The sequence below is a fragment of the Geobacter benzoatilyticus genome, assembly GCF_017338855.1.
GTDB lineage: Bacteria > Desulfobacterota > Desulfuromonadia > Geobacterales > Geobacteraceae > Geobacter > Geobacter benzoatilyticus.
In genome coordinates this window covers 2,178,467-2,200,447 of record NZ_CP071382.1, presented here as the reverse complement: position 1 = coordinate 2,200,447, position 21,981 = coordinate 2,178,467, and the positions used below count along the sequence as shown (strand labels likewise).

General features: G+C 58.8%; 21 protein-coding genes. 1 reads left to right on the top strand and 20 read right to left on the bottom strand.

What is annotated here, in order from left to right:
- Nucleotides 1-29: 29 nt before the first annotated feature.
- From JZM60_RS10350 to JZM60_RS10295, 12 genes are all read right to left on the bottom strand, one after another.
- On the bottom strand, nt 30-2,129 hold the full coding sequence (locus JZM60_RS10350; protein WP_207162326.1) for an LPS-assembly protein LptD: 2,100 nt from the start codon (nt 2,127-2,129) through the stop codon (nt 30-32).
- Nucleotides 2,130-2,143: 14 nt separating this feature from the next.
- Nucleotides 2,144-3,418 (bottom strand): bifunctional folylpolyglutamate synthase/dihydrofolate synthase, encoded by a 1,275-nt coding sequence (locus tag JZM60_RS10345; protein WP_207162325.1) that lies wholly within the window; start codon nt 3,416-3,418, stop codon nt 2,144-2,146.
- A gap of 63 nt (nt 3,419-3,481) precedes the next feature.
- Nucleotides 3,482-4,324: an acetyl-CoA carboxylase, carboxyltransferase subunit beta gene (gene accD, locus JZM60_RS10340; protein ID WP_207162324.1), complete on the bottom strand. Its 843-nt coding sequence runs from the start codon at nt 4,322-4,324 to the stop codon at nt 3,482-3,484.
- Between the two features lie 99 nt (nt 4,325-4,423).
- The gene (trpA, locus tag JZM60_RS10335) at nt 4,424-5,218 is read right to left on the bottom strand and encodes a tryptophan synthase subunit alpha (protein ID WP_207162323.1); all 795 of its coding nucleotides are present in this window, start codon (nt 5,216-5,218) and stop codon (nt 4,424-4,426) included.
- Nucleotides 5,219-5,258: 40 nt separating this feature from the next.
- Nucleotides 5,259-7,442 (bottom strand): methyl-accepting chemotaxis protein, encoded by a 2,184-nt coding sequence (locus JZM60_RS10330; protein WP_207162322.1) that lies wholly within the window; start codon nt 7,440-7,442, stop codon nt 5,259-5,261.
- Nucleotides 7,443-7,556: 114 nt separating this feature from the next.
- The gene (ettA, locus tag JZM60_RS10325; protein WP_207162320.1) at nt 7,557-9,464 is read right to left on the bottom strand and encodes an energy-dependent translational throttle protein EttA; all 1,908 of its coding nucleotides are present in this window, start codon (nt 9,462-9,464) and stop codon (nt 7,557-7,559) included.
- A complete protein-coding gene (locus JZM60_RS10320; protein ID WP_207162318.1) occupies nt 9,461-9,964 on the bottom strand; it encodes an LEA/WHy family protein in 504 nt (167 codons plus the stop codon). The genes ettA and JZM60_RS10320 overlap by 4 nt, the downstream gene beginning before the upstream one ends.
- Nucleotides 9,965-10,126: 162 nt before the next feature.
- Complete coding sequence (locus tag JZM60_RS10315) at nt 10,127-10,774, bottom strand: transglycosylase SLT domain-containing protein (RefSeq protein ID WP_207162315.1); 648 nt, start codon at nt 10,772-10,774, stop codon at nt 10,127-10,129.
- A 371-nt stretch (nt 10,775-11,145) separates the two neighbouring features.
- A complete protein-coding gene (gene trpB / locus JZM60_RS10310) occupies nt 11,146-12,339 on the bottom strand; it encodes a tryptophan synthase subunit beta (protein WP_207162308.1) in 1,194 nt (397 codons plus the stop codon).
- Nucleotides 12,340-12,357: 18 nt separating this feature from the next.
- Nucleotides 12,358-12,654, bottom strand: coding sequence for a type II toxin-antitoxin system RelE/ParE family toxin (locus tag JZM60_RS10305; RefSeq protein ID WP_207162306.1), 297 nt, complete (start codon nt 12,652-12,654; stop codon nt 12,358-12,360).
- A 6-nt stretch (nt 12,655-12,660) separates the two neighbouring features.
- The gene (locus JZM60_RS10300; protein ID WP_207162304.1) at nt 12,661-12,945 is read right to left on the bottom strand and encodes a type II toxin-antitoxin system Phd/YefM family antitoxin; all 285 of its coding nucleotides are present in this window, start codon (nt 12,943-12,945) and stop codon (nt 12,661-12,663) included.
- A 128-nt stretch (nt 12,946-13,073) separates the two neighbouring features.
- A complete protein-coding gene (locus JZM60_RS10295; RefSeq protein ID WP_207162302.1) occupies nt 13,074-13,502 on the bottom strand; it encodes a macro domain-containing protein in 429 nt (142 codons plus the stop codon).
- A gap of 206 nt (nt 13,503-13,708) precedes the next feature.
- Here JZM60_RS10295 and JZM60_RS10290 point away from each other — a divergent pair, with 206 nt between their 5' ends.
- Complete coding sequence (locus JZM60_RS10290; protein ID WP_207162300.1) at nt 13,709-14,893, top strand: Fic family protein; 1,185 nt, start codon at nt 13,709-13,711, stop codon at nt 14,891-14,893.
- Between the two features lie 239 nt (nt 14,894-15,132).
- Here the strand turns inward: JZM60_RS10290 and JZM60_RS10285 are convergent, their stop codons facing one another.
- From JZM60_RS10285 to trpE, 8 genes are all read right to left on the bottom strand, one after another.
- The gene (locus JZM60_RS10285; RefSeq protein ID WP_207162298.1) at nt 15,133-15,744 is read right to left on the bottom strand and encodes a phosphoribosylanthranilate isomerase; all 612 of its coding nucleotides are present in this window, start codon (nt 15,742-15,744) and stop codon (nt 15,133-15,135) included.
- A gap of 7 nt (nt 15,745-15,751) precedes the next feature.
- The gene (locus tag JZM60_RS10280; RefSeq protein ID WP_207162297.1) at nt 15,752-17,107 is read right to left on the bottom strand and encodes a TrpB-like pyridoxal phosphate-dependent enzyme; all 1,356 of its coding nucleotides are present in this window, start codon (nt 17,105-17,107) and stop codon (nt 15,752-15,754) included.
- Between the two features lie 225 nt (nt 17,108-17,332).
- The gene (gene trpC, locus JZM60_RS10275; protein ID WP_207162295.1) at nt 17,333-18,133 is read right to left on the bottom strand and encodes an indole-3-glycerol phosphate synthase TrpC; all 801 of its coding nucleotides are present in this window, start codon (nt 18,131-18,133) and stop codon (nt 17,333-17,335) included.
- Nucleotides 18,134-18,174: 41 nt separating this feature from the next.
- Nucleotides 18,175-19,227, bottom strand: coding sequence for an anthranilate phosphoribosyltransferase (gene trpD / locus JZM60_RS10270; protein WP_207162293.1), 1,053 nt, complete (start codon nt 19,225-19,227; stop codon nt 18,175-18,177).
- 64 nt (nt 19,228-19,291) lie between these two features.
- Nucleotides 19,292-19,864 (bottom strand): anthranilate synthase component II, encoded by a 573-nt coding sequence (locus JZM60_RS10265; protein WP_207162291.1) that lies wholly within the window; start codon nt 19,862-19,864, stop codon nt 19,292-19,294.
- A gap of 12 nt (nt 19,865-19,876) precedes the next feature.
- Nucleotides 19,877-20,116, bottom strand: coding sequence for a type II toxin-antitoxin system MqsA family antitoxin (locus JZM60_RS10260; RefSeq protein WP_207162289.1), 240 nt, complete (start codon nt 20,114-20,116; stop codon nt 19,877-19,879).
- Nucleotides 20,113-20,427, bottom strand: a complete 315-nt coding sequence (locus JZM60_RS10255) for a DUF4258 domain-containing protein (RefSeq protein ID WP_207162287.1) — start codon at nt 20,425-20,427, stop codon at nt 20,113-20,115. Before JZM60_RS10255 ends, JZM60_RS10260 begins: the two co-directional genes overlap by 4 nt.
- A gap of 6 nt (nt 20,428-20,433) precedes the next feature.
- Nucleotides 20,434-21,909, bottom strand: a complete 1,476-nt coding sequence (gene trpE / locus JZM60_RS10250; RefSeq protein ID WP_207162285.1) for an anthranilate synthase component I — start codon at nt 21,907-21,909, stop codon at nt 20,434-20,436.
- Between the last annotated feature and the right edge of the window lie 72 nt (nt 21,910-21,981).

Sequence of the window (21,981 nt, the reverse complement as noted above, 5' to 3'; positions counted from 1 at the left end):
ATCTCCGTTTCTGAATACTGTTGAGGCCCCTAGAATACCCTGACCGTCCCCAGCGCCCCTAACCCCGACAGGGAGAAGTTGACGAAAAATTCCTTGGTATCGTTGCGGTCCCGGTAGGTAACGATAACGCTCCAGCACTGATGCCGGTATTCGAGCGCGTATAACGACTCGAGGAAGTCCTTGCGATCGAAGGAATAGCGGGCGGCATAGTTGGCATAAATGGGTTTGAACAGGGAGACAGAAGCCCTCCCCTCCAGATAGTCTACCTCATCACGGGCATAGCGATAGGTTACTCCAGCGGCATTGCCGCTTTCGTCCTTTGCATCGGCGGAGACTGCGGTGGTTGAAATATTGGCATCGTAGACATTGACGCGGCTGTCGAGGGCAAGGGAAATCTGCTTAACCGGATTGACCCTGGCCTCCAGCATCAAATCGGAGAAGGGCCGTTTCTCATCCACAAGGGTCAGCAGGTCGCGGCGGGTTCCGCTGAAATCGTACCCCTGGGAAAGCTTGAGGTAGAGAAGTTCCCGGTACTCCGGATCTCCGCCGCCGGCAGGGGAAAACTTGCCGGTGAGGTAGTTGGACAGGGAGTAGACGACCCGGTTCTCATGAACGAGCCGATCGCCGTAGTCAAAGAATGGCAGCTCCTCCTGGGACCGGTTCTGCACGAAACTGTAGCGCAACTCCGGAATCATGACGTGGCGGATCTTTGAGAGGCTGCCGGGGCCCATATCATAAACCCGTGCCATGGTTGACGAAACCGCCCCCCCCGCCGTGACGAGCCCCATGCCATCAAGGCCGTCGGCCTCGGAAAGATTGTTGCCGTCATTATCCGGAACGTCGTAGGCATTGTAGAACCTCATCCGGTATCCCGCCCAGGCCGAGGTCTCAACGGCCCCGAATGGTTTCGCGTAGGAGGTCAGTACAGGATGGAGGTCGAGGCGCTGTCCCTTGATCCCCTCCCGGCGATAAAAGTTGGTCAGGCTCGACTCATGGGAGATGAAGAAGGGAGAGTCCCACAGCCGCTCCCTGACGCCGGTCAGGCTGATGGCGGGGAGTTTCTGGAGAGTCTTGCGGTTATCGGTCACATCTTCCCGCAGGTCTTCCATGTACCGGAATTCACCCACAAGCACCTGCCGGCGGAAACGCTTGGTGACTGACATGGTCGAATCGAGCTGGTTACGGTTGTAGACCCCGGTCTGTTCGGCGAAATCGCGATAGAAATCCCTGTCGGTGGTAAGGTTGATATCTGACTTGATGTTAAAGGTATCGGAGATGATTTCCTGATGCTTCTGGCTCATATCGCCACGGAATCGCTGCTGCTCGGTATCATAAATGCCGTAGCCCCGGAACTCCCCTTCACTTCCCCGCTTGCGGATATAACGGTAGTCGAGGCCGAAACCCACCCCCCGCTTGGATTGGATATCGATATTGAACGTGGAATCCTGGCTGGGATCAATGGCCCAGTAATAGGCCATGTTGAAGGTGAAACCCTTTTTGCTGGTATTGCCGGTGCGTGGGACAAGAAAACCCGACTGCCGCTCTGTCTTGACCGGAAATATGATATAGGGAAGATAGAATACCGGTACGTCGCCAAGGTAAAGCAAGGCGTGTTTCCCTGTTGCGTACTCGCCAAGGGTAACATTTACATCCGAGGCGGAAAACTTCCAACTGGGGCGCTCTGCATCGCAAGTGGTGAAAGTACCGTCCTCAAGCCGGTAACTGTCGGGACCGAGCTTGAACATCCGTGCGGCGCGGACATGGAAGTTCCCATCTTTGATGAAGGCGTTTCCCTGTTCCACTTCGCCGGTCTCGTCCTCATAGTTGATTTTCAGCCGGTCCGCACTAAGCGTATCGCCATTGCTCATGAGGGTAACGTTCCCCAAAGCTTCGGCTTCGTTCCGTTCCGGGAAGAGCAGTGCCCTGTCGGACAAGAGCGTCATCCCCCGCCCGCTGATCCGGACACTGCCGGTGGCCTCGATGCGGTCCAGGGCAGCCTCGTGGGTAAGAGTATCGGCTTCCACATGCACCGGTCCGCCGGTGTCAGGCTGGGCAAGGGCCGCAGCCGGCAGTGAGATAACGAGGGTGGATATGGACAGGAGTTGTCTGAGTGACCAAGAATTTGCCATGGCTGTCTGTATATTTATCCTCTAAAAGGTTCGAAATGTCGGTCAAGGAGAAGGGACCTGGCCTCACCAACAACATAAAGAGAGCCGCAGACAAGTATCAGATCGTCAGCTTCGGCGCGGCTCCGGGCAAGGGCAAGGCCGCCGGATACCGAACCTCCATCTTCGGAGGGAACGCCCTGACCGCGGCACAAGGCGGCAAGATCTGCCGAAGGGCATCCCCGTTCGACCGCAGGGGTGACGGCTATCACCTCATGGGCCAGCGGCAGGATGGGCGCGAGAATACCCTCCGCATCCTTGTCCCCCATGACCCCGGCAACCACAATAAGCCGCCGGCGCGGCACGTCGCCCAAGGATTCGGCCAGGGCATGGGCCCCCGCCGGGTTGTGCGCGCCATCGAGGAGAATGGCCGGATTACCCGCGAAAAGCTCCATTCTGCCCGGCCAGCGGGCATGGGCGATACCGGTGCGAAGCGCTTCGTCCGTGAGAGAATGGCCGTCAGCGGCGAGAAGCTCGGCAGCGGCAAGGGCCGTTGCAGCGTTCACCGCCTGATAGCGCCCCCCAATTCCCGGCTCAAGGCCTGAGAGGCGTCGCTCTATGCCATGGTAGGACAGGCCGTCCGCTTTCCAGCCTGCACCAAAATCCGTTCCGAAACGTACCAGGGAGCAGTCGAGGTCGCGGCACCGCTCCTGAATAGCCAGGAGCACCTCCTGGGGTTGAGCCGAAAGCACTACCGGCCTCCCCGGCTTGATAATGCCGCCCTTTTCCCGGGCAATATCCGCCAGGGAATCTCCGAGCCACTCGCAGTGGTCAAGAGCTACGGGGGTGATGACCGAAAGGGTGCCGCCGGCAATGCTGGTGGCATCGGAGCCGCCACCCATCCCTGCTTCCAGGATGGCGATATCCACATGCTCCTCGGCAAAATAGAGCAGCGCCATGGCGGTCACGATTTCAAAAAAGGTGGTACCGTCCGGAGCGGCTGCCAGAACCTGCCCGGCAAGACGGCAAACCGCATCAGCGGTAATCTCGGTACCGTCAATGCAGATCCGTTCAGTAAATCGGGAGAGATGGGGAGAAGTGAAGAGACCGGTCCGGCGCCCGCTCGTCGTCATGATGGACGCCAAAAAAGCCGCCGTGGAACCCTTGCCGTTAGTCCCGGCCACATGAACGGACCGCAACCGCTCATGGGGATTGCCAAGCCGCTCAAGGAGAGTCTTAACGCGCGACAGCCCCGGTTTTATCCCGAAGCGGCGCAGACCGTAGATATATGCAAGGGTTTCCTCGTAGGTCATGTCAGGGCGGGATTATACGGGAACGGCAGAGGAAAATCCACCGCTTTGACCTGCCCCTCGGACTCAGCCGCGATAGAGCATTGAAAGGATCCTGGCCAACTGTGCCTTCATATCCTTGCGCTCAACTATCAGGTCCACCATGCCGTGGTCAAGAAGATACTCGGCCCGCTGGAACCCCTCGGGAAGCTTCTGACGGATGGTCTGCTCGATGACCCTGGGGCCGGCAAAACCGATAAGAGCCTTGGGTTCGGCCATATTTACGTCGCCCAGCATGGAAAAGCTGGCCGTAACGCCGCCGGTGGTGGGATCAGTAAGGATGGAGATGTAGGGAAGTCCAAGGTCCTTGAGCTTTGCCAGAGCCGCTGAGGTCTTGGCCATCTGCATGAGCGACAGAATGCTTTCCTGCATCCGCGCGCCGCCCGAGGCGGAGATGATGATTACAGGAGTCCGTTTTTCGATCCCCCGCTCAATGGCACGGGTAATCTTTTCCCCCACCACGCTCCCCATGCTCCCCCCCATGAAGGAGAAATCGAAGACGGCAAGCTGGACAGGGATGGCCTCAATGGTTCCCTCGCCGCAAATGACCGCGTCCCGTGAGCCACCCTTGGCCACCGCCTGCTGGATGCGGTCCTGGTAGCTCTTGGAGTCTTTGAAGCTAAGCACGTCCAACGACGTCATTCCGGCATCGAACTCCTGGAAGCTCCCCGGATCCATGAGCAGATCGATCCGCTGCCTGGCTGAAATACGGTAGTGATGCCCGCACTGGGGGCAGACATTGATATTCTTCTCAAGATCCTTCGTAAGAAGGTTCGCCTTACAGCCTACGCACTTGGTCAGAAGCCCTTCGGGAACCTTAACCCTCTTGTCGGCCGCGCTGGGCGCCTTGTCGCGTTTGAACCACGCCATGTTTTCTCTCCATGGGGATAAGCCTAATCCCACTATTTTAGTCAAAATAAATTATTTGGTACCAGAAGAGTGCCGCCAAGTCAATTACCCAACTCTCGGCTACCCGTCAACTCCCTGTTTCAGCGAGGAAACAAATGTTGTTATCGCTTCTTTGAGGTCATCTCCGCGATGCTGCTCGAAGAGCTTCACTATGGCGCTCCCGACAACCACGCCATCCGCCGAAGCAGCCACGCTTGCTGCCTGTCCGGGACTAGAAATACCGAAACCCACTGCCACAGGGATCGACGTTTTCCCCTTAATGGCAGCGACATTGCCGGCCACCGTCGTCTCTACGCCACTCCTGGCCCCGGTTACTCCGGTTACCGAGACATAGTAGATGAATCCCCTGGCGCGGCGGACCACCGTGCGTATCCGCGCCTCGTCGGATGTGGGGGTAAGGAGAAAGATTACGTCCAACCCGTGCCGGTCTGCGCACGCCTTGAACTCGCCCGCCTCCTCGGGGGGGAGATCCACCAGAAGAACCCCATCAACTCCGGCGTCGGCGGCATCAGCCGCAAAACGGTCAAGTCCGTACATCAGAATCGGATTGTAGTATCCCATGAGTACAATGGGGACCTGGGTACGGACGCGGGCCGATTTTACTGTAGATAAAATCTTCGGCAATGTTGTGCCCGCAGCCAGGGCGCGCTCGGAGGAAAGCTGAATGGTGGGGCCGTCGGCCATCGGGTCGGAAAAAGGAACTCCGAGTTCAATGATATCCGAACCGCTCTCAGCCAAAAGCGGGATCAGCTCCCCGGTTACGGCAAGATCAGGGTCGCCGGCCGTAATGAACGTAACGAGCGCTTTTTTCCCATTGCGTTTCAGTTCGTCGAATGCGTGGGCGATTCTGCTCATAGGAAACCTTTCAGGAGTGGTGACTGGTTGGGTTTCACAATCACTTGTTTTCAAGCTTGAAGCTGTGCATTTCCCCCTGGAGCACGTCAAGCTGGCGCGAGAGGCGGGATACCGAGTCTTCCATCATCTTGGCGGCGCCCAGGTTGGTTTCCGTGGACTCCTGGATGTTTTCCACGGCGCGAATAATCTGCTCGCTGCCGCGGGTCTGCTCGTCGCATGCCCTCTTGATCTGACGGATCATTGTGGTGATGTTCTCCGTGGAACTGGCAATGAAATTCCCGACCTTCGCCTGCTCCTTCGTGGAGACCCTCACTTGCGAGGTTAGCCCCTTCATCCGTTCGGCAGCAACCATTATCATGTCGCTTCCCTTGGTCTGTTCGCGGGTCGCACTGGCAATCTGACCGATCATGTCGGAAACCTGCTCCATGGCTTCGCGGATCATCTGGCTCCCCTTGGCTTGCTCCATGGTGGCCCGGGCAATGCTCTCGACCTGGCCGGTGGTTTCCTGAACCCCGATAACGATCTTGGCGAGAGCCTCGCCTGAGCGCTGCGACAGTTCCTCACCGTCAGAGATGCTCTTCTCTGCCACTTCGATGGCCTCTACAGCCCGCGTGGTCTCGTCCTGGACACCCTTGATAAGTTGGGCTATTTCGCGGGTGGAGCTGGAAGTCCGTTCGGCCAGCTCTTTAATCTCATCGGCCACTACCGCAAACCCCTTGCCGTGCTCCCCTGCCTGGGCGGCAATAATGGCGGCATTCAGCGCCAGAAGGTTGGTCTGCTCGGCAACTTCGTCGATAACCGACAGGATGGCGCCGATGTCGTTAACCCTTCCGGAAAGGGTCTCAATCACCTCTGAAGTAATCTTTGACGAACGTTTGATCTCGTTGATGCCGGCGATGGTTGCCTCCACCGAAGCCTGTCCAACCTCGGCGTCCCGGCGCACCTCTTCGGAAATGGTCGCCGACTCCATGGCGTTTTTCTCCACCTGCTTGATGGAACTGTCCATCTCGGCCACCGACGACGCGGTAGATGAGGTAACCTCCATGAGGTTCGCAACACTGCTGCTGATCTGCTTTATGGAGGCCACCATCTCCACAACGGACGAGCTGACCTCCTCAACGGACTGGGAAAGGGACTCCGCGTTAAGAGCCACCTCTTCGATGCTTGCCGCCATCTCCAGAACTGAGGATGAAGTCTCCGCCGCAGAGAGAGAAAGGCTGTCCACACCCTGGGAAACCTCTTTGATGGAAGCGTTGATCTGCGTAACGGCCGAGGACGTCTGGGCAACGCCATCCGACTGGACTTCCGCTGCCGCAAGTACCCGCCGCGACGCATCGAAAAGGTTGGCGGATATCTGCCCCACCTCGATGATGGAGCGGCTCACCTTCTTAACCAGCTCGCCCAGGGTTTCAAGCATTGTGTTGAAATCTTTGCCTAGCAGGCCCAGCTCATCTCCGGACGTAATGGGCACCCGACAGGAGAGATCCCCCCCCGCCCCACCCTTGACGGCGCCAACCATCTGATCGACCCGGCGGATTATGTTCCGGGTTGCGATAATGCCGAAGGCAATAGCCAGTGCCGCGGCAATAAAAATCACAATGATGAAGGTCACACTTATGGATGTCTTGACTTGGCCCGTTTCCTTCCCGATCTCCTGCATCAACTGCTTGACCGTCTCCAGGAGGTCGTCGATGTCACGGGTCACGAACTCGCTTGCGCCGGACAGCTCCGAAACCAGGCGGGATTCTTCAATCGAGGATGGAACCTTGCTGCCGTCAACCACGCCCTTTTTGTAGGCAATCATCTTTTCGGCAATCTTCTCGTATTCCGCCCAGGTCTCCAGGAGAGCCTCGGCATGGGACTCCATGACGCTGTCCGTGAGCGCCGGCTGCAATCCCAGCGCGCTGTCCCCCTTCAGCAGCCCCTTGCTGTAGCGGCGGATGAGGTCGCGGCTCCGGTAGTAGGAATCGATGTGCTCCTTCACCCCTTTGGCATCAGCATGGCTCAACATAGTTTCAAGAAGATCGGCTCTGGCAGTCTGCTCGGCCGCCTGAAGCTGAAGGGCCACCTTCTGCTGGTCATAGCGGTTCTGCAAAACGGTCCCGACACGACTTGAAACCGTGCCGATGCTCCGGATTCCGAAAAATCCGGTAACGGCAACAATGATTGCCATGATGACAAAGGAGCCTATGAGCCGTACGCCGAGTTTCATATCATTGAGCATGGAAGCACCCTGAACACGAAAATGTATTTGAATTTAATCCGTTACGGTATAACAGCCAAGGCTTGATTTTTCAAGCGAAAAGAGGCTCCCTGCACGGTTTTTCGCCCCCTCGGCCTACCCTTCGGTCCGCTTGGTTTCAAGCTCTTCCCAACGGTTCAGGAGGACCTCCAGATCTTTCCCCAACTGGGCAAATTCGGTGGAAAGGGCGGCTATTCCCCCCGGAACCCCGGCATAGGCCGCGGGGTCCGCCAGGGCCGCTTCCACCTCTGCCGTGCGCAGCTCCAGTCGCGCTATCTCCTGCTCCACCCGCTCAAGTTCCTGCCGCTCGGCAAAGGTGAGCCCGCGCTTGCGGGGCCGCTCGCGGACCGGAGCAGAAGAGACAACGCCCTTGCCATCCGTTCCACCCTTGCTTTCCGCCTTGAGGGCCTGCGCCCTGAGTTCCCGGTAGAATGTATAGTTCCCCTCGTGAAAGACAACCTTTCCTTCCCCTTCGAAGGCAAGAATGCCCGTGGCCACCTTGTCGAGAAAGAAGCGGTCGTGGGTCACCATGAGAACACAACCCTTGAAACGGGTCAGCGCATCATCAAGAAGCTGAAGGGTGGGAATATCGAGATCATTGGTGGGCTCGTCCAGAATTAGGAGGTTGGCATCGGCCATCATGAGCCGGGCAAGGATGAGGCGGCTCTTTTCGCCGCCGGAAAGTGTGTCGATCCGCCGCATCCGGTCGGACGGGGGAAAGAGGAACTCCTCCAGGTAGCCGATTTTATGGCGCCGCTCCCCGCCCACCGTGACATAATCACCCTCCCCGAGGAAGTCGTAGAGGGTTTCTTGCGGGTCGAGAATCTCCCGGTTCTGATCGAAGTAGGCGATGCGGGTCTTGTTTCCGACAATCACATTACCGTCGTCGGGAGACTCCTCTCCCATGATCATCCGCATCAGGGTGGTCTTGCCGCAACCGTTGGGGCCGATGATGCCGACACGGTCGCCGCGTTTCATGAGAAAAGTCAGGCCGTCCACCAGCAGTTGCCCCCCCAGGGACTTGCTCACCCCGTTGAGCTCAAGGATGGTCCCCCCCAGGGTATCGCCGGGCTTAAACGCGATCGTCGCATCACGGGAGGTCTCCACATGGGAGCGAGCCTCCAGGTCGTGATACCGGTCGATGCGGGCCTTCTGCTTCGTTGTCCGGGCCTTGGCGCCCCGCCTCATCCAGGCCGTCTCGTTCCGCAGCAGGTTCAGGAGCCGCTCTTGCCCCCGGGCCTCCTGGGCAAGCCGCTCTTCCCGCTGGACAAGGTAGCTGGAATAGCCGCCGCTGTATGCAGTCATCCTTCCCCGCTCCAGATCCAGCATCCTGCTCACCACCTGATCAAGCACGTAGCGGTCGTGGGTAATGAGGAGCACCGCACCGGGATAGGCGATGAGGTGATCCTGAAGCCATTGGACCGTATCGGCATCCAGGTGGTTGGTGGGTTCGTCCAGAAGGAGCAGGTCCGGAGCTTGGAGGAGCAGGCGCCCCAGGGCCACCCGCCGCTGGGTACCGCCTGAGAGCTCCCCGATGCGCCGGCTCCCGTCAGGGATTCCCAGGTGGGTCATGATCTCGGCCACCCGGTGGTCGGTATTCCAGCCGCCGTGGTGCTCTATCCAGGTGGACAGCTCTCCCTGACGCTCCAGCAGCCGCTCGTGGTCCGGCGACGGGGCAGCCAGTTGCGCAGCAACCTGCTCGTACTCGGCCATGATCCGGCGGATTTCAACCAGCCCCTGTTCGATTTCCTCGCCCACGGTCAGCGACTCGTCCAGCAGCGGCTCCTGGGGGAGGTAGCCGATGGAGGCGCCGCGACGGGTCATGATGGTGCCGCCGTCCCGCTCCTCAATCCCGGCAAGGATCTGCATGAGGGACGACTTGCCGCAGCCGTTGACACCGATGAGCCCCACCTTTTCATCCTCGCCGATGGCAAAGGCGACACCGTCGAGAATGGCGCGGGAACCGAAACTCTTTGAGAGCCCGGTAACGTCAATGACATTCATTGGCGAAAACCATCCAGCAACCCGGTAACGCCCTTTAGAACCGCGGACGTTCTATAGCGCTCGGGAACGGCAAAATAGCTTTCCTTACTCACCGGAACCGTTGTGGAACCAAAGGGTGTCTCCACCTCGAACCCCGCTGACAGGCGATATGGAATCCGCTTCGGGTCGGGTTGACGCTTGAGGATCTCCCAAAGATCACCGTAGGCTACTTTAAAGGGAAGCCGCACGTCAGTGGCCTTGTCCGCGGGAAACTCGATCCGCTCACGCTTACCTCCCTTGGTGAGCGGAAGCGCCATGACGTTCACGTCATAGGTATACCCCTGCAGAACGAGGGGGAATGAATTGGGATTCGTAACCGTCAGCAGAAATTCGAGTTCCACCCCGCCGACACCGACACCGACAACATTCAGGTCTTTGACCGCCACTTCCGGCTTGCTCACAAAGAGCGAACAGCCTGCACAAAAAATCAAGCCGACAACCAGCATAAACAGCTTCTTCATATAAATCCTCCTGCATTATCGCAAACTGAAAACGCACTCTACCACATTTGCATTCCCCCCGGAAGATTTCCGGCGGCCACCGGAATGCTGCGCCCACTAAAAAAGCGGGCTTCTCTCGAAACCCGCTTCTTCATGTTACCACTCTTTCCCTGCGGCACAGCACTATGAGGCGAAAGCCAACAGGAAACGGGGTTCTTCGGCCAGAACACTCAGCGGAGCCCTGAGCTCCTGGAGAAGCTCCTGCTTGTAGCGGCGCCGCTTGACCTCATAGGCATCGGCTTCCGGCCCGACACCGCAGTACAGCTTTTTCGCCCTCCTAAGATTACCGCGCGCCATGTCAAGTTTCGTGGCCAGCTCTCTAACGGCGGCCTCGGCACACTTTTCGTCGTCAGTCATCTCATCAGGGGTGAATCCGTGGCTCTCTGCCCGGTAGGGCATGAGTTGCCAGACACCGAGCGCTCCCTTCGGAGAAACCGCTTTAGGATTGAATCCTATGGAGCCGGTTTCGGCCAAAGCGATTTCGGCAAGATCGAGGGGCATAAAATCGGTGCCGAGTGTTTTCAGGTAGCAGAGGGATGCAAGCCAGTGGGCGCGCTCAGTGTTGGTCCTCCGTGAAAAGACCGTAGCAATGGCACGGGCCTGCCGCTTGCGCTCATCCAACTCAATTCCCTGATCCATGAGCCGTCGCACCTCCTGGTCAACCCCGGATTCATTGAGCACCACCGTAACGGGGTCCCGGCGTAATCCTGTCTGGTTGCAGGAAACTCCAACAAGCATCATGACTGCTGATAAAAAGATCATTTTTTTCATAGAGTTTTTTTTGTCGGTTTTAGAGGCTTTGCCGGACGGTCAACGGGTACGGAACGGGACACGCGCAAAAAGCGCGGGACCGGCACCGGCGGATAACTCCTTTCTTTGATGTAGAGACAGTAGCAGTCTCCCGGTTGCGCGGCTGAGCCGCAATGGTCCGAAAAACAAGAATCGCCAATTTTAATGAATCAATTCCCTTTAAAAAACGGCAAAAGGACCCTAAGCGGGTCCTTTCCCTGTGCCCGTTCTATTTTACAGGCGGGTTGTGTTATACGATAGAACAACTGGAAATGTCAAGCTATTTTTTAATATTCCCCTGTCTTTTCAAGATGTTATGCGTGATTTTTGAGTACTGCGCTCCTCTTTCGCACCTACTGAAAACTTACCCCCATGACGTCCGCCACAGTGTGGATATCCTTGTCCCCCCGGCCGGAGAGGCAAACAACGATCGTCTGCTCCTTAGGCAGCGTCGGGGCAAGCTTCACCACCTGGGCTATGGCATGGGACGACTCCAGCGCCGGCATGATCCCCTCCTCCCGCGTCAGGAGCGAAAACGCCGCCAGGGCCTCATCATCGGTGACCGAAACATACTCGGCGCGCCCTGAATCCTTCAGCCAGGAATGCTCGGGACCGACACCGGGGTAATCGAGACCGGCGGAGACGGAGTGGGCATTGCTTATCTGCCCGAACTCGTCCTGGAGGAGATAGGTCTTGTTGCCGTGGAGAACTCCCACCTTCCCGGCGCAGAGCGGTGCCGCATGGGCGCCGGAAGCGATGCCGTGCCCCGCCGCTTCCACGCCTATTATCCGCACCCCCTCATCCTTCAGGAACGGGTAAAAGAGCCCCAGGGCGTTGCTGCCGCCGCCAACGCAGGCCACAAGCACGTCGGGGAGCCGACCTTCCACCTTTTTATGCTGAGCCTTGGCCTCCCTGCCGATTATCGCCTGGAAATCGCGCACCATGGCAGGATAGGGATGGGGCCCCGCCACGGTACCGATCACATAAAAGGTATTGTGAACATTGGTCACCCAGTTGCGCAGCGCCTCGTTCATGGCGTCCTTGAGGGTAGCGGTACCGGCGGTCACCGGCGTGACCTTTGCCCCCAGGAGCTTCATCCGGAAGACGTTCAGGGCCTGGCGCCGGGTATCCTCCTCGCCCATGAACACCTCGCACTCCATGCCGAAGAGGGCCGCGATGGTGGCCGTTGCCACCCCGTGCTGCCCCGCGCCGGTCTCGGCGATGACCCGCTTCTTCCCCATCCGCTTGGCCAGTAGCCCCTGGCCGATGGTGTTGTTCACCTTGTGGGCGCCGGTATGGTTCAGGTCCTCCCGCTTCAGGTAAATTTTCGCGCCGCCCAGCTTCTTCGTGAGCTTTTCGGCATAGTAGAGGGGATTGGGGCGCCCCACGTACTGCCGGAGGTAGTAGTCGAACTCCTCCTTGAACTCGCGGTCGTGCTTGTAGTGGTTGTAGGCCTTCTCCAGTTCCAGGAGCGCCGGCATGAGCGTCTCCGGCACGTACCGGCCGCCGAATTGGCCGAAGTGGCCCTGCTTGTCGGGAAATTTCATATATATCCTCCAGCGTGATTATTCTAGTTCGTCAATGCGCAGCAATCGGTGGCCTTCAAAAACGGATAGTATTTCAATAACGCTTTCCGTAAGCCGGTAGACAATTCGATATTTCCTGAATATCAGTTCCCGTATGTCGGGATTGGCGATTTCAGGGACAATCCTTCCCACCCGGGGGTTTTCAGGCAAGGAATCCTCGACGTGTTCAATGATCCGCTCGACAAAAGACGCGGCCCTTCCGGCGCTGTCTTTTGAAATGAACTCCTCGATTTCGATCAGTTGCTCAAGGGCTTCGTGGGTCCATCTGATCTTCATCCCAGATTATCCATTGCTTCTTCTGGCGGCCAGGGTCGCCCTGATTTCATCGGCGCTGTAAGTCTTTCCGCTCTCAGCATCGGCGATTCCCCTGGCAACGGAATCGAGAAACGATTTCTTGTACACCAACTCGTCGTAGTCGTCCGGCGACAGCAGCACTCCGGCCGGCTTGCCGTTCTGCGTGATAATCAGGGGATGTCCCGATTTCTGAAGGTCCTTGAACCACCTTGAGATGCCGGACTTGAACTCGGCAATGGGGATTATATCGTTTGTGACCGAGATGGGTTTCATGGGCTGACTCCTTATCTTGATCCATCCACAAGCCATAATATAGGCCCCTAAAGGGGTCAAAACAAGCATGAATTTTTACGATAATAGACTGGGAGAGCAGCGGAGCCAGTGTGCCGCCAGCGTAAACATCAAGGGATAGCGATCACCGTAAACCGGTCGTCAAGGATATCCGCCAGGAGCGGCCGCACATCCTGCCACTCCAGGCCGCCACCGCCGCATCCGGGGCGGGGGACGATGATGCGGGTCCACCCCTCGCGGTCCGCAAGCATCCGCAGCTCTTCCGCAGACCGCCGGATGAGCCGCAGATCGGGATTTGCCCACGGGCTCTCCTCCACGGGAAAGCTGACAAGGCCGTCGCCGATGGCGTGGACGTGGTTCCCCCCTTCGGACAGCAACGCACCGAGACGCGCCGGCAAATCAGGGAACCGCTCCATGGCCTGCCGGGCGCAACCGCGCCCCAGAACGGCCTCCCCCTTCTTTGTCAGGTGGCCGTTGGTGGTGATGCAGATGATCGAGTCTCCGAGATGAGCCCAGATGTTGCCGGTAGCTTCTATCATTGTGGATCCTGTGGTTGCGTACAACGGCTGGACGGTGACCGGCGCAGGTTTTATTGCGTCCGGTCCACTGGACTCGTTGGAACATGCTTTTAAATTCCCGTTGACAGCCTACGTTTAATCGATATAATTGCGACATCAAAAACGTCATAACGGCGCACAATAAAATATAAACTTCAGATATAGCTACACAATTATAGGAATAAGTTATGACAACAAAAATGACATATGAGAAGACACATCCTTGGATTAACTTTCATCTTAACCTCCAACGAATTCCTTCTTCAGTTTGGGTCGCCTTGGGTGAAGCACAGTCCAAATGTGAACACATCTCAGGTGTGCCGTTACGTCCTGCAACCGCTCGTGAACTGCACCAAATTTATCTCGCTAAAGGCGTATTGGCCACAACCGCTATTGAAGGCAATACACTTTCCGAAGAGGAGGCTCTGAAGCGCGTCAAGGGTGATCTCAAACTGCCACCTTCAAAGGAATATCTGGGTCAGGAACTGGATAATATCATTGATGCCTGCAATGAAATCGCGGATCGCTTGTTTAACGGCTGTGATGTTGCAATCACTGTCGACGAGATTAAAGAATTTAACAAGGCAGTATTACGTAAGCTACCTTTGGGTGACGATGTTACACCCGGTGAGTTCCGCGCACACTCGGTAGGGGTAGGCAGTTACCGCGCGGCCCCTGCTCAAGACTGTCGTTATTTGATGGATCGGTATGTCCAATGGCTAAACGAGACGCTAGTCCCGTTTGACAGCAATATAATCGCATTCAATATCATTAAGTCTATTGTAGCTCATGTCTATTTTGCATGGATTCACCCCTTCGCGGATGGAAACGGCAGAACTGCCCGTTTGATTGAATTCAAAATTCTCTTATGCTCCGGGGTTCCTTTGCCCTCCGCTCAACTATTAACCAACCACTATAATCAGACTCGACACCAGTACTACTTAGAGTTGGATAGGGCGAGTAAATCGGGAGGCGATCTCATCCCTTTCATCCAGTATGCCGTTCAAGGCTACGTTGATGGCCTTCGTGAGCAGGTGACTACAATTCGGCATCAGCAGTTCGATGTCGCTTGGCGCAACTATGTCCACGAATTTTTCAAGGACCAGAACACGCCGGCTGATGTAAGACGTAGACACTTGGTTTTGGACCTCTCCCGTAAGGAGGGGGTCATACCTTTGAGCGAGATAACAGAGGTCAGTCACCGCGTCTCTTCTGCCTACGTTGGTAAGACTAAACGGACCATCGAACGAGACATAAATTTCCTAGTTAATGCAGATTTGGTAGTAAAAACGAGGCGTGGCGTCAGGGCAAAGACCGAGGAAATCCTCGCTTTCTTACCAGCTCGCAGAATCGAAGAATCGGTATCTACATAATTTTTCTTAACTTTCCTTTTGTGTCCAACTCGTAATTGACCGGTTCACGCGCGCGCGTGTGACCCGGTGATCCACCCCTATGGAACATTTATCCCAAATTCTTACATCCAGCCGTCAGTTCAAGCCAGGGCAGATTTATTTATATTTCATGGCAACCAGCCCCTCTATTTCACACAAGAAAGGGGATGGAAATACATTCCGTCCCCTTACCAGATTCATTTCTTCACTCTGCATAAAGCTCAACACCCCTTCGCCCGCCGAATAAACTCCCGCACTTTCGCCGCATCCTTCTTCCCCGGCGCGCTCTCCACGCCACCCGAGACATCCACGGCGTAGGGCTGAACAGCTTCCACCGCCTCCCGCACGTTGTCAGGAGTGAGGCCGCCGGCGAGGATGACCGGGCCGAATTCCTTGGCCACCGCGGCGATATCCCAGTTGAAGGTGAGGCCGGTGCCGCCGTAGGCCTTGGGGGAGTAGGCATCGAGGAGATGGGCCGCAACGCGGTAGTTCTTGATGGGGTCTAGGCTCGTAACATCCTTCACCCGGAACGCCTTGATCACCCGGCGTTCTACGGCGTCGCAGAACTCGGGAGATTCGTCGCCATGGAGCTGAACCAGGTCGAGGCGGCAGCGGGCGGCCGTTTCGTTGACCAATTCCAGGGGACGGTTCACGAAGAGCCCCACCGTCTGCACGAAGGGGGGCAGCCCGGCGATGATGCCGGCGGCATCTTCCGGCGTCACGTGGCGGGGGGATTGTTCGTGGAACACGAACCCGAGGGCGTCGGCGCCGGCCGCCACCGCCATGAGGGCGTCCTCCAGGGACGTTATGCCGCAGATCTTGACCCTTACCATGACCGCTTCAGATCTCCACCTTCGGCAGCCGCGCCAGGGACTCCCGGATCATCTCCTCGGGATACTCGAAGTCCTCCAGGCCACCGGAGAGGTAGGCGTCGTAGGCCACCATATCCAGTTGGCCGTGGCCCGAGAGGCAGAAGAGGATGGTTCGCTCTTTCCCCTCCTCCTTGGCGATGACTGCTTCGTCGATGGCGGCCCGGACCGCGTGGGACGATTCGGGTGCCGGGACGATCCCCTCGCTGCGGGCAAAGAGGTGGGCCGCCTCGAAGCAGGCGTTCTGCCGGTACGACTTGGCCTCGATAAGCCCTGCATGATAAAGCTGCGACACCAGGGCGGATTCGCCGTGGTAGCGAAGGCCCCCGGCGTGGATTCCCGGCGGCATGAAGTCGTGCCCCAGGGTGTACATCATGGCGATGGGGGCCATCTTGGCGGTGTCGCCGTAGTCGAAGGCGTAGACCCCCTTGGTGAGGGTCGGGCACGATGCGGGCTCCACGGCGAGGCAGCGGACGTTCTTTCCGGCAGCCCGGTCGGACAGGAACGGGAACGCGGTGCCGGCGAAGTTGGAGCCGCCGCCGCAGCAGGCAATGACCACGTCGGGGTAGTCCCCGGCCAGGGCCAACTGCTCCTTGGCCTCCAGGCCGATGACGGTCTGGTGGAGGCAGACGTGGTTCAGGACGCTCCCCAGGGCGTAGTTGGTGTCGGGCCGGGATATGGCGTCCTTCACCGCCTCGGAAATGGCGATGCCGAGGCTCCCGTTGCTGTCCGGGTCATGGGCCAGGATGGAGCGCCCCGCGTTGGTGAACTCCGACGGCGACGGTATCACATTGGCCCCCCAGAGCTGCATCATGCTCTTGCGGTAGGGCTTCTGGAAGCACGATACCTTAACCATATAGACGGTGCACTCAAGGCCGAACATGGAACAGGCCAGGGCCAGGGAGCTTCCCCACTGGCCTGCCCCGGTCTCGGTGGCCAGTCGCCGAATGCCCGCCTGCTTGTTGTAGTAGGCTTGGGGAATGGCAGAGTTGGGCTTGTGGGAGCCGGCGGGCGACACCCCTTCGTACTTGTAATATATCTTCGCCGGAGTGCCGAGGGCCTGCTCCAGCCGCCGGGCCCGGTAGAGGGGGGACGGCCGCCAGAGCCGGTAGATCTCCCGCACCTCCTCGGGGATCGGAATCCACCGCTCGCCGGAGACCTCCTGCTCAATAATGGCCATGGGGAAGATGGGGAGCAGATCATCGGGGGTCACCGGCTGGAGGGTCCGGGGATTGATGACCGGCGCCAGGGGGCCGGGCATGTCGGGGATGATGTTGTACCAGTGGGTGGGGATACGGCTCTCGTCGAGCAGGATCTTGGTCTGCATCGAATCTCCTTTGGGTGGCAACTATATGATTTTGTGGGAGCCAGGCATCCCGTTCCGCTCAAAGCGCCTCTCGTACCGCCGCAGTACGGCTCATTCCGCGCCGCCCCATCAACTCGCCCTGTCGGGCTCAGACACGATGGGCCGGCTCTGCTCCATTTCGCCTACAGCGGCTGGCTCTCGGCCGCATTCGCTCCACGGGACCCCCGACTCCCACAAAATCAGAAACTATCCCAAGAGTTCCCGCAGCTTGGCCCCGAAATCCTCCTCCCGCATGAGGGACTCGCCGATGAGGAAGCCGTGGGCGCCGGCGGTCTGGAGGCGGAGAATGTCGCCGCGGGTGGTGATGCCACTTTCGGCAACAATGAACCGGTCGGCGGGAATCATGGGAATGAGCCGCTCGGTTGTGGCAAGGTCGGTGACAAAGGTGCGGAGATTCCGGTTGTTGATCCCGATGAGGGTGCAATCCGTAGCGATGGCCGTCTCCAGTTCATCCTCGTCATGAACCTCCAGGAGCACGTCGAGGGAAAGCTCCCTGGCTATCCCGGCCAGCTCTTCAATCTGCGCCCGCTCCAGCATGGCGGCGATGAGGAGGATGGCATCGGCCCCAGCGGCACGGGCTTCGAATACCTGATAGGGATCAAAGAGGAAGTCCTTGCGCAAAAGGGGCAGCCTCACCTGCTCACGGATGAGGGCCAGGTAGCGTAGATCACCCAGGAAGAACTTCTCCTCGGTCAGCACAGAGAGGCAGGCGGCGCCGTTTTTCTCATAGGTCTCGGCAATGTCAAGGGGATCGAAATCGGGGCGGATGAGCCCCTTGGAGGGAGACCCCTTCTTTACCTCGGCGATGACTGTAGTCCAGCCCGAGGCGTGGCAGTCGCGCAGGGCCCGCTCGAAGCCGCGGGGCTGGTCCTCCAGGTCGGCAATGCGTGATTTAACTTCCTCCAGGGAGGCTGCAGAACGGGCCGCAGCCACCACACCGCGCTTGTGCTCAACGATTTTCTTCAGGATGTCTGGCGTATCGGTCATGGGTTTACTTTCGGGCTGTCAGGGCAATTCATGAATTGCCCCTACTGGTGGGTGATGCTGATCAAATCTTCCAGTTTTACCAGGGCGAGGCCCGAGTCGATGGCCTCGGCGGCGAGCCGGACCCCTTCGGCCGGGTCGGCGGCCTTGCCGGCGGCCACCAGGGCATAGGCGGCGTTCAGGAGCACCACGTCCCGCCTTGGCCCCTTTTCCCCCTCCAGAATGCCCCGGACGATACGGGCGTTCCCCACGGCATCGCCGCCCCGCAGGTCGCCGGGCTGACAGCGGGAGAAACCCATTTCCTCCGGAGTGATGGTCCGCAGCGAAACGCCATCGCTGGTAATCTCGGCAATGCGGGTTTCTCCGGTGAGGGTGATCTCGTCCATGCCGTCCCTGCCGAAAACCACGAAGCCCCGCTTGCAGCCAAGCTTCTTGAGAACCAGGGCAAGGAGCTCCACGAGATCTTCCCGGTAGACGCCGAGCACCTGGCAATCGGCGCCGGCGGGATTCGTGAGGGGACCGAGGATGTTGAAGATAGTCCTGATGCCGATCTCCTTGCGGGGGCCGATCGCGTGCTTCATGGCGCCATGGAGGGCCGGGGCGAAGAGGAAGCCGAGGCCTATCTCGGAGATGGAGCGCTCCACCGTGTCCGGTGTCACGTCCAGGCTGACGCCCAGAGCCTCCAGCACGTCGGCGCTGCCGCAGGCGGACGAGACCGCCCGGTTGCCGTGCTTGGCCACCTTGACTCCGCAGGATGCCACCACGAAGGTAACCGTCGTGGAGATATTGAAGGTGTTGGTGCCGTCCCCGCCGGTGCCGACCACGTCCAGGATCGTTTCCTGGTCGATGTTGATGTCATCACGGTCGATGTCGAGGACCCCCTTGCCGACCCGGATGGGGGTGGCGCGGTCACGCATGACCCGGGCCGCGCCGGTGATCTCCTCCACCGTCTCCCCCTTCATCCGCAGGGCGGTGATAAAGGCCGCGATCTGGGCCGGAGTGGCCTCGCCGGACATGATCTGGTCCATGACCTCGATCATCTCGGCTTCTGTTAGATTGATGCGTTCGACAACCTTTGCGATTGCTTTTTTGATCATTTGGTTCACCTGTAGGGGCGATCCTTGTGATCGCCCTGTTTCCGGGCGAATACAAGATTCGCCCCTACGATCGTGTCATCTCCAGAAAGTTGCGCAACAGCTCAATCCCCCCCTCGGTGAGAATCGATTCGGGATGGAACTGGACCCCCCATACCGGCAACTCTTTGTGGGCGAGCCCCATAACTTCCCCCTCCTCCACCCAGGCGGTGATCTCCAGGCAGTCGGGGAACGAGGCCCTCTCCACCACGAGAGAATGGTACCGGGTGGCGTTGAAAGGGTTGGGAAGCCCCCGGAAGAGCCCCTGGCCGTTGTGGTGAATCGGTGAAGTCTTGCCGTGCATGAGGGTGGAACTGCGGACCACCTTGCCGCCGAAGGCCGCGCCGATGGACTGGTGGCCGAGGCAGACGCCGAGGATCGGGATCTTGCCGGCAAAATGCCGGATGGCCGCCACGGATATTCCGGCCTCCTCGGGAGAGCAGGGACCGGGAGAGATGACCAGGCGCTCAGGCGCCAGCCGATCGATCTCATCGAGGGTTATGCCGTCGTTGCGGAATACCCGCACATCCTCCCCCAGTTCGCCGAAATACTGGACGATGTTGAAGGTGAAGGAGTCGTAATTGTCTATCATCAGGAGCATGAATGTATAACCTCAGGCGGCAAGATCGGTAATATCGACGATAGCGTGCCGTGACCGGGCATCGTCCACAATCTTTTCGATTCTGGCGGCGGTGGCATCGTCGATCCAGTCGGCACCGCATTGTGAACACAAGGTAGCCGGGACATTCCTGACCACAACCACGCCGAAACCCAGGTCAGCCGTAAATGTCGTCTTTCCTGTTTCCATGTCCCCACCGCATAGCGGGCAGACACCAGTATTTTCGCTCATCATGGCAACCTCCGGGTCTTGAAATCCGCCTCGAAATGTCGTGAGTCAGGTCGATACACGGTTATCACGTAGCAGATTTCCGACGTTTCATCATATGCCGCAACCACGTGCAGCGGGCCACCGGCAGGGAATCCGAGCAACAGAGCACTCGGCAGGGGTTTGTCTTTTTCGTACACCTCAATGACATCACCGTCGCTGAGACAGGTCAAAACCATTTGCCGAGAAATGCCGCGCTCAAGCATCCTGGTCAAAGCATGCCTCTGCCAGGAAACCTTTCCCAAGGCGGCGGCCTGTTGCAGTTTGATCACGTCCATGGCTGACTAATCCAACCCCTTTTCCGCAGTCTCGATGGCTTTAACCACCGCCATGGCCTTATTGACCGTCTCCTGGTACTCGGCGGCGGGGTCCGAATCGGCCACAATGCCGGCACCGGCCTGCAAATGCACCGTGCCGTCGCGTATGACGAGGGTGCGGATGGCGATGGCCAGGTCCATGTTGCCGGAAAAGGAGAAGTACCCGACCGCGCCGCCGTACACCTCGCGGCGGACCGGCTCCAGCTCGTCGATGATCTCCATGGCCCGCACCTTGGGGGCACCCGAGAGGGTCCCCGCCGGGAAGGTGGCCCGCACCACGTCGAAGGCGTCCTTTCCTTCGGCCAGTTCACCCTCCACGTTGGAGACGATGTGCATCACGTGGGAATAGCGCTCGATCACCATGAGCTCCGACACCTTCACGGTGCCGGTCCGGCATACGCGCCCCAGGTCGTTGCGCCCCAGGTCCACGAGCATTACATGCTCGGCCCGCTCCTTGGGATCGGCCAGGAGCTCCTCCGCCAGTTGCTCATCCTGCTCCGCCGTGGCGCCACGGGGACGGGTTCCGGCAATGGGGCGCAGCTCCACCCGGTCTCCCTCCTTGCGGACCATGACCTCCGGGGAAGCGCCGACCACGAGGGTCCCCGACATTCTGAGGAAAAACATGTAGGGGGAGGGATTCAGGGTCCGCAGCACCCGATAGATTGAGAAGGGATCGACGGTGAGCGCGCCGGAGAACCGCTGGGAGAGCACCACCTGGATGATGTCCCCGGCCCGGACATACTCCTTGCACTTCTCCACCGCCGCCTCGAACTCTTGGCGGGTGACATTGGAGGCAAAGGAAACCTTTTCAGAACCGGACATTGCCGGTTCCAGCCGAAGCGGCTTCCGCAACTTGGCAATGAGGGCGTCCACCCTGGCAATGGCCTCGGCATAGGCGGCCTCGGGGGCCTGGCCGTCCTCCAGGTGGGCGTTGGAGACCACGGTGATTTTCTGCCGCATGGTGTCGAAGATCAGGATCGTGTCGGTGATGACGAAGCAGGAGTCCCAGGCGCCGATGACGGCGGGCTTCGCCGTTTCAAGCCGCTCGAAGTGGCGCACCATGTCGTACCCCAGGTACCCCACGGCGCCGCCGAAGAAGCGGGGAAGGCCGGGAATCTCCACGGGACGGAAACGTGCCAGGTATTCCCGCACAAAGCCCAGGGGATCGCCGGTGGTAACCGAGCGAGTCTCTCCGTTGGTGATGAGCTCGACAGTATTGCCGCGGGACCGGATGACAGTGGTCGGATTGGAGCCGAGGAAAGAGTAACGGGCCCATTTTTCTCCCCCCTCGATACTTTCCAGGAGGAAGGAGTAGGAGCCGTCGTCAATCTTGCGGAAGGCGCTGACCGGGGTATCCATATCCGCCATAATCTCGCGGCAGACGGGGATAAGGTTGCCCTTGGCAGTCAAAGCCCGGAAGGTGTCGAAATCGGGGAAATACACGGGATGCTCCGATCAACGAAATGCGTTGCAAAAATAGCGGGAAAGACTGCTTTTAAAGGGAATTTAAACTAG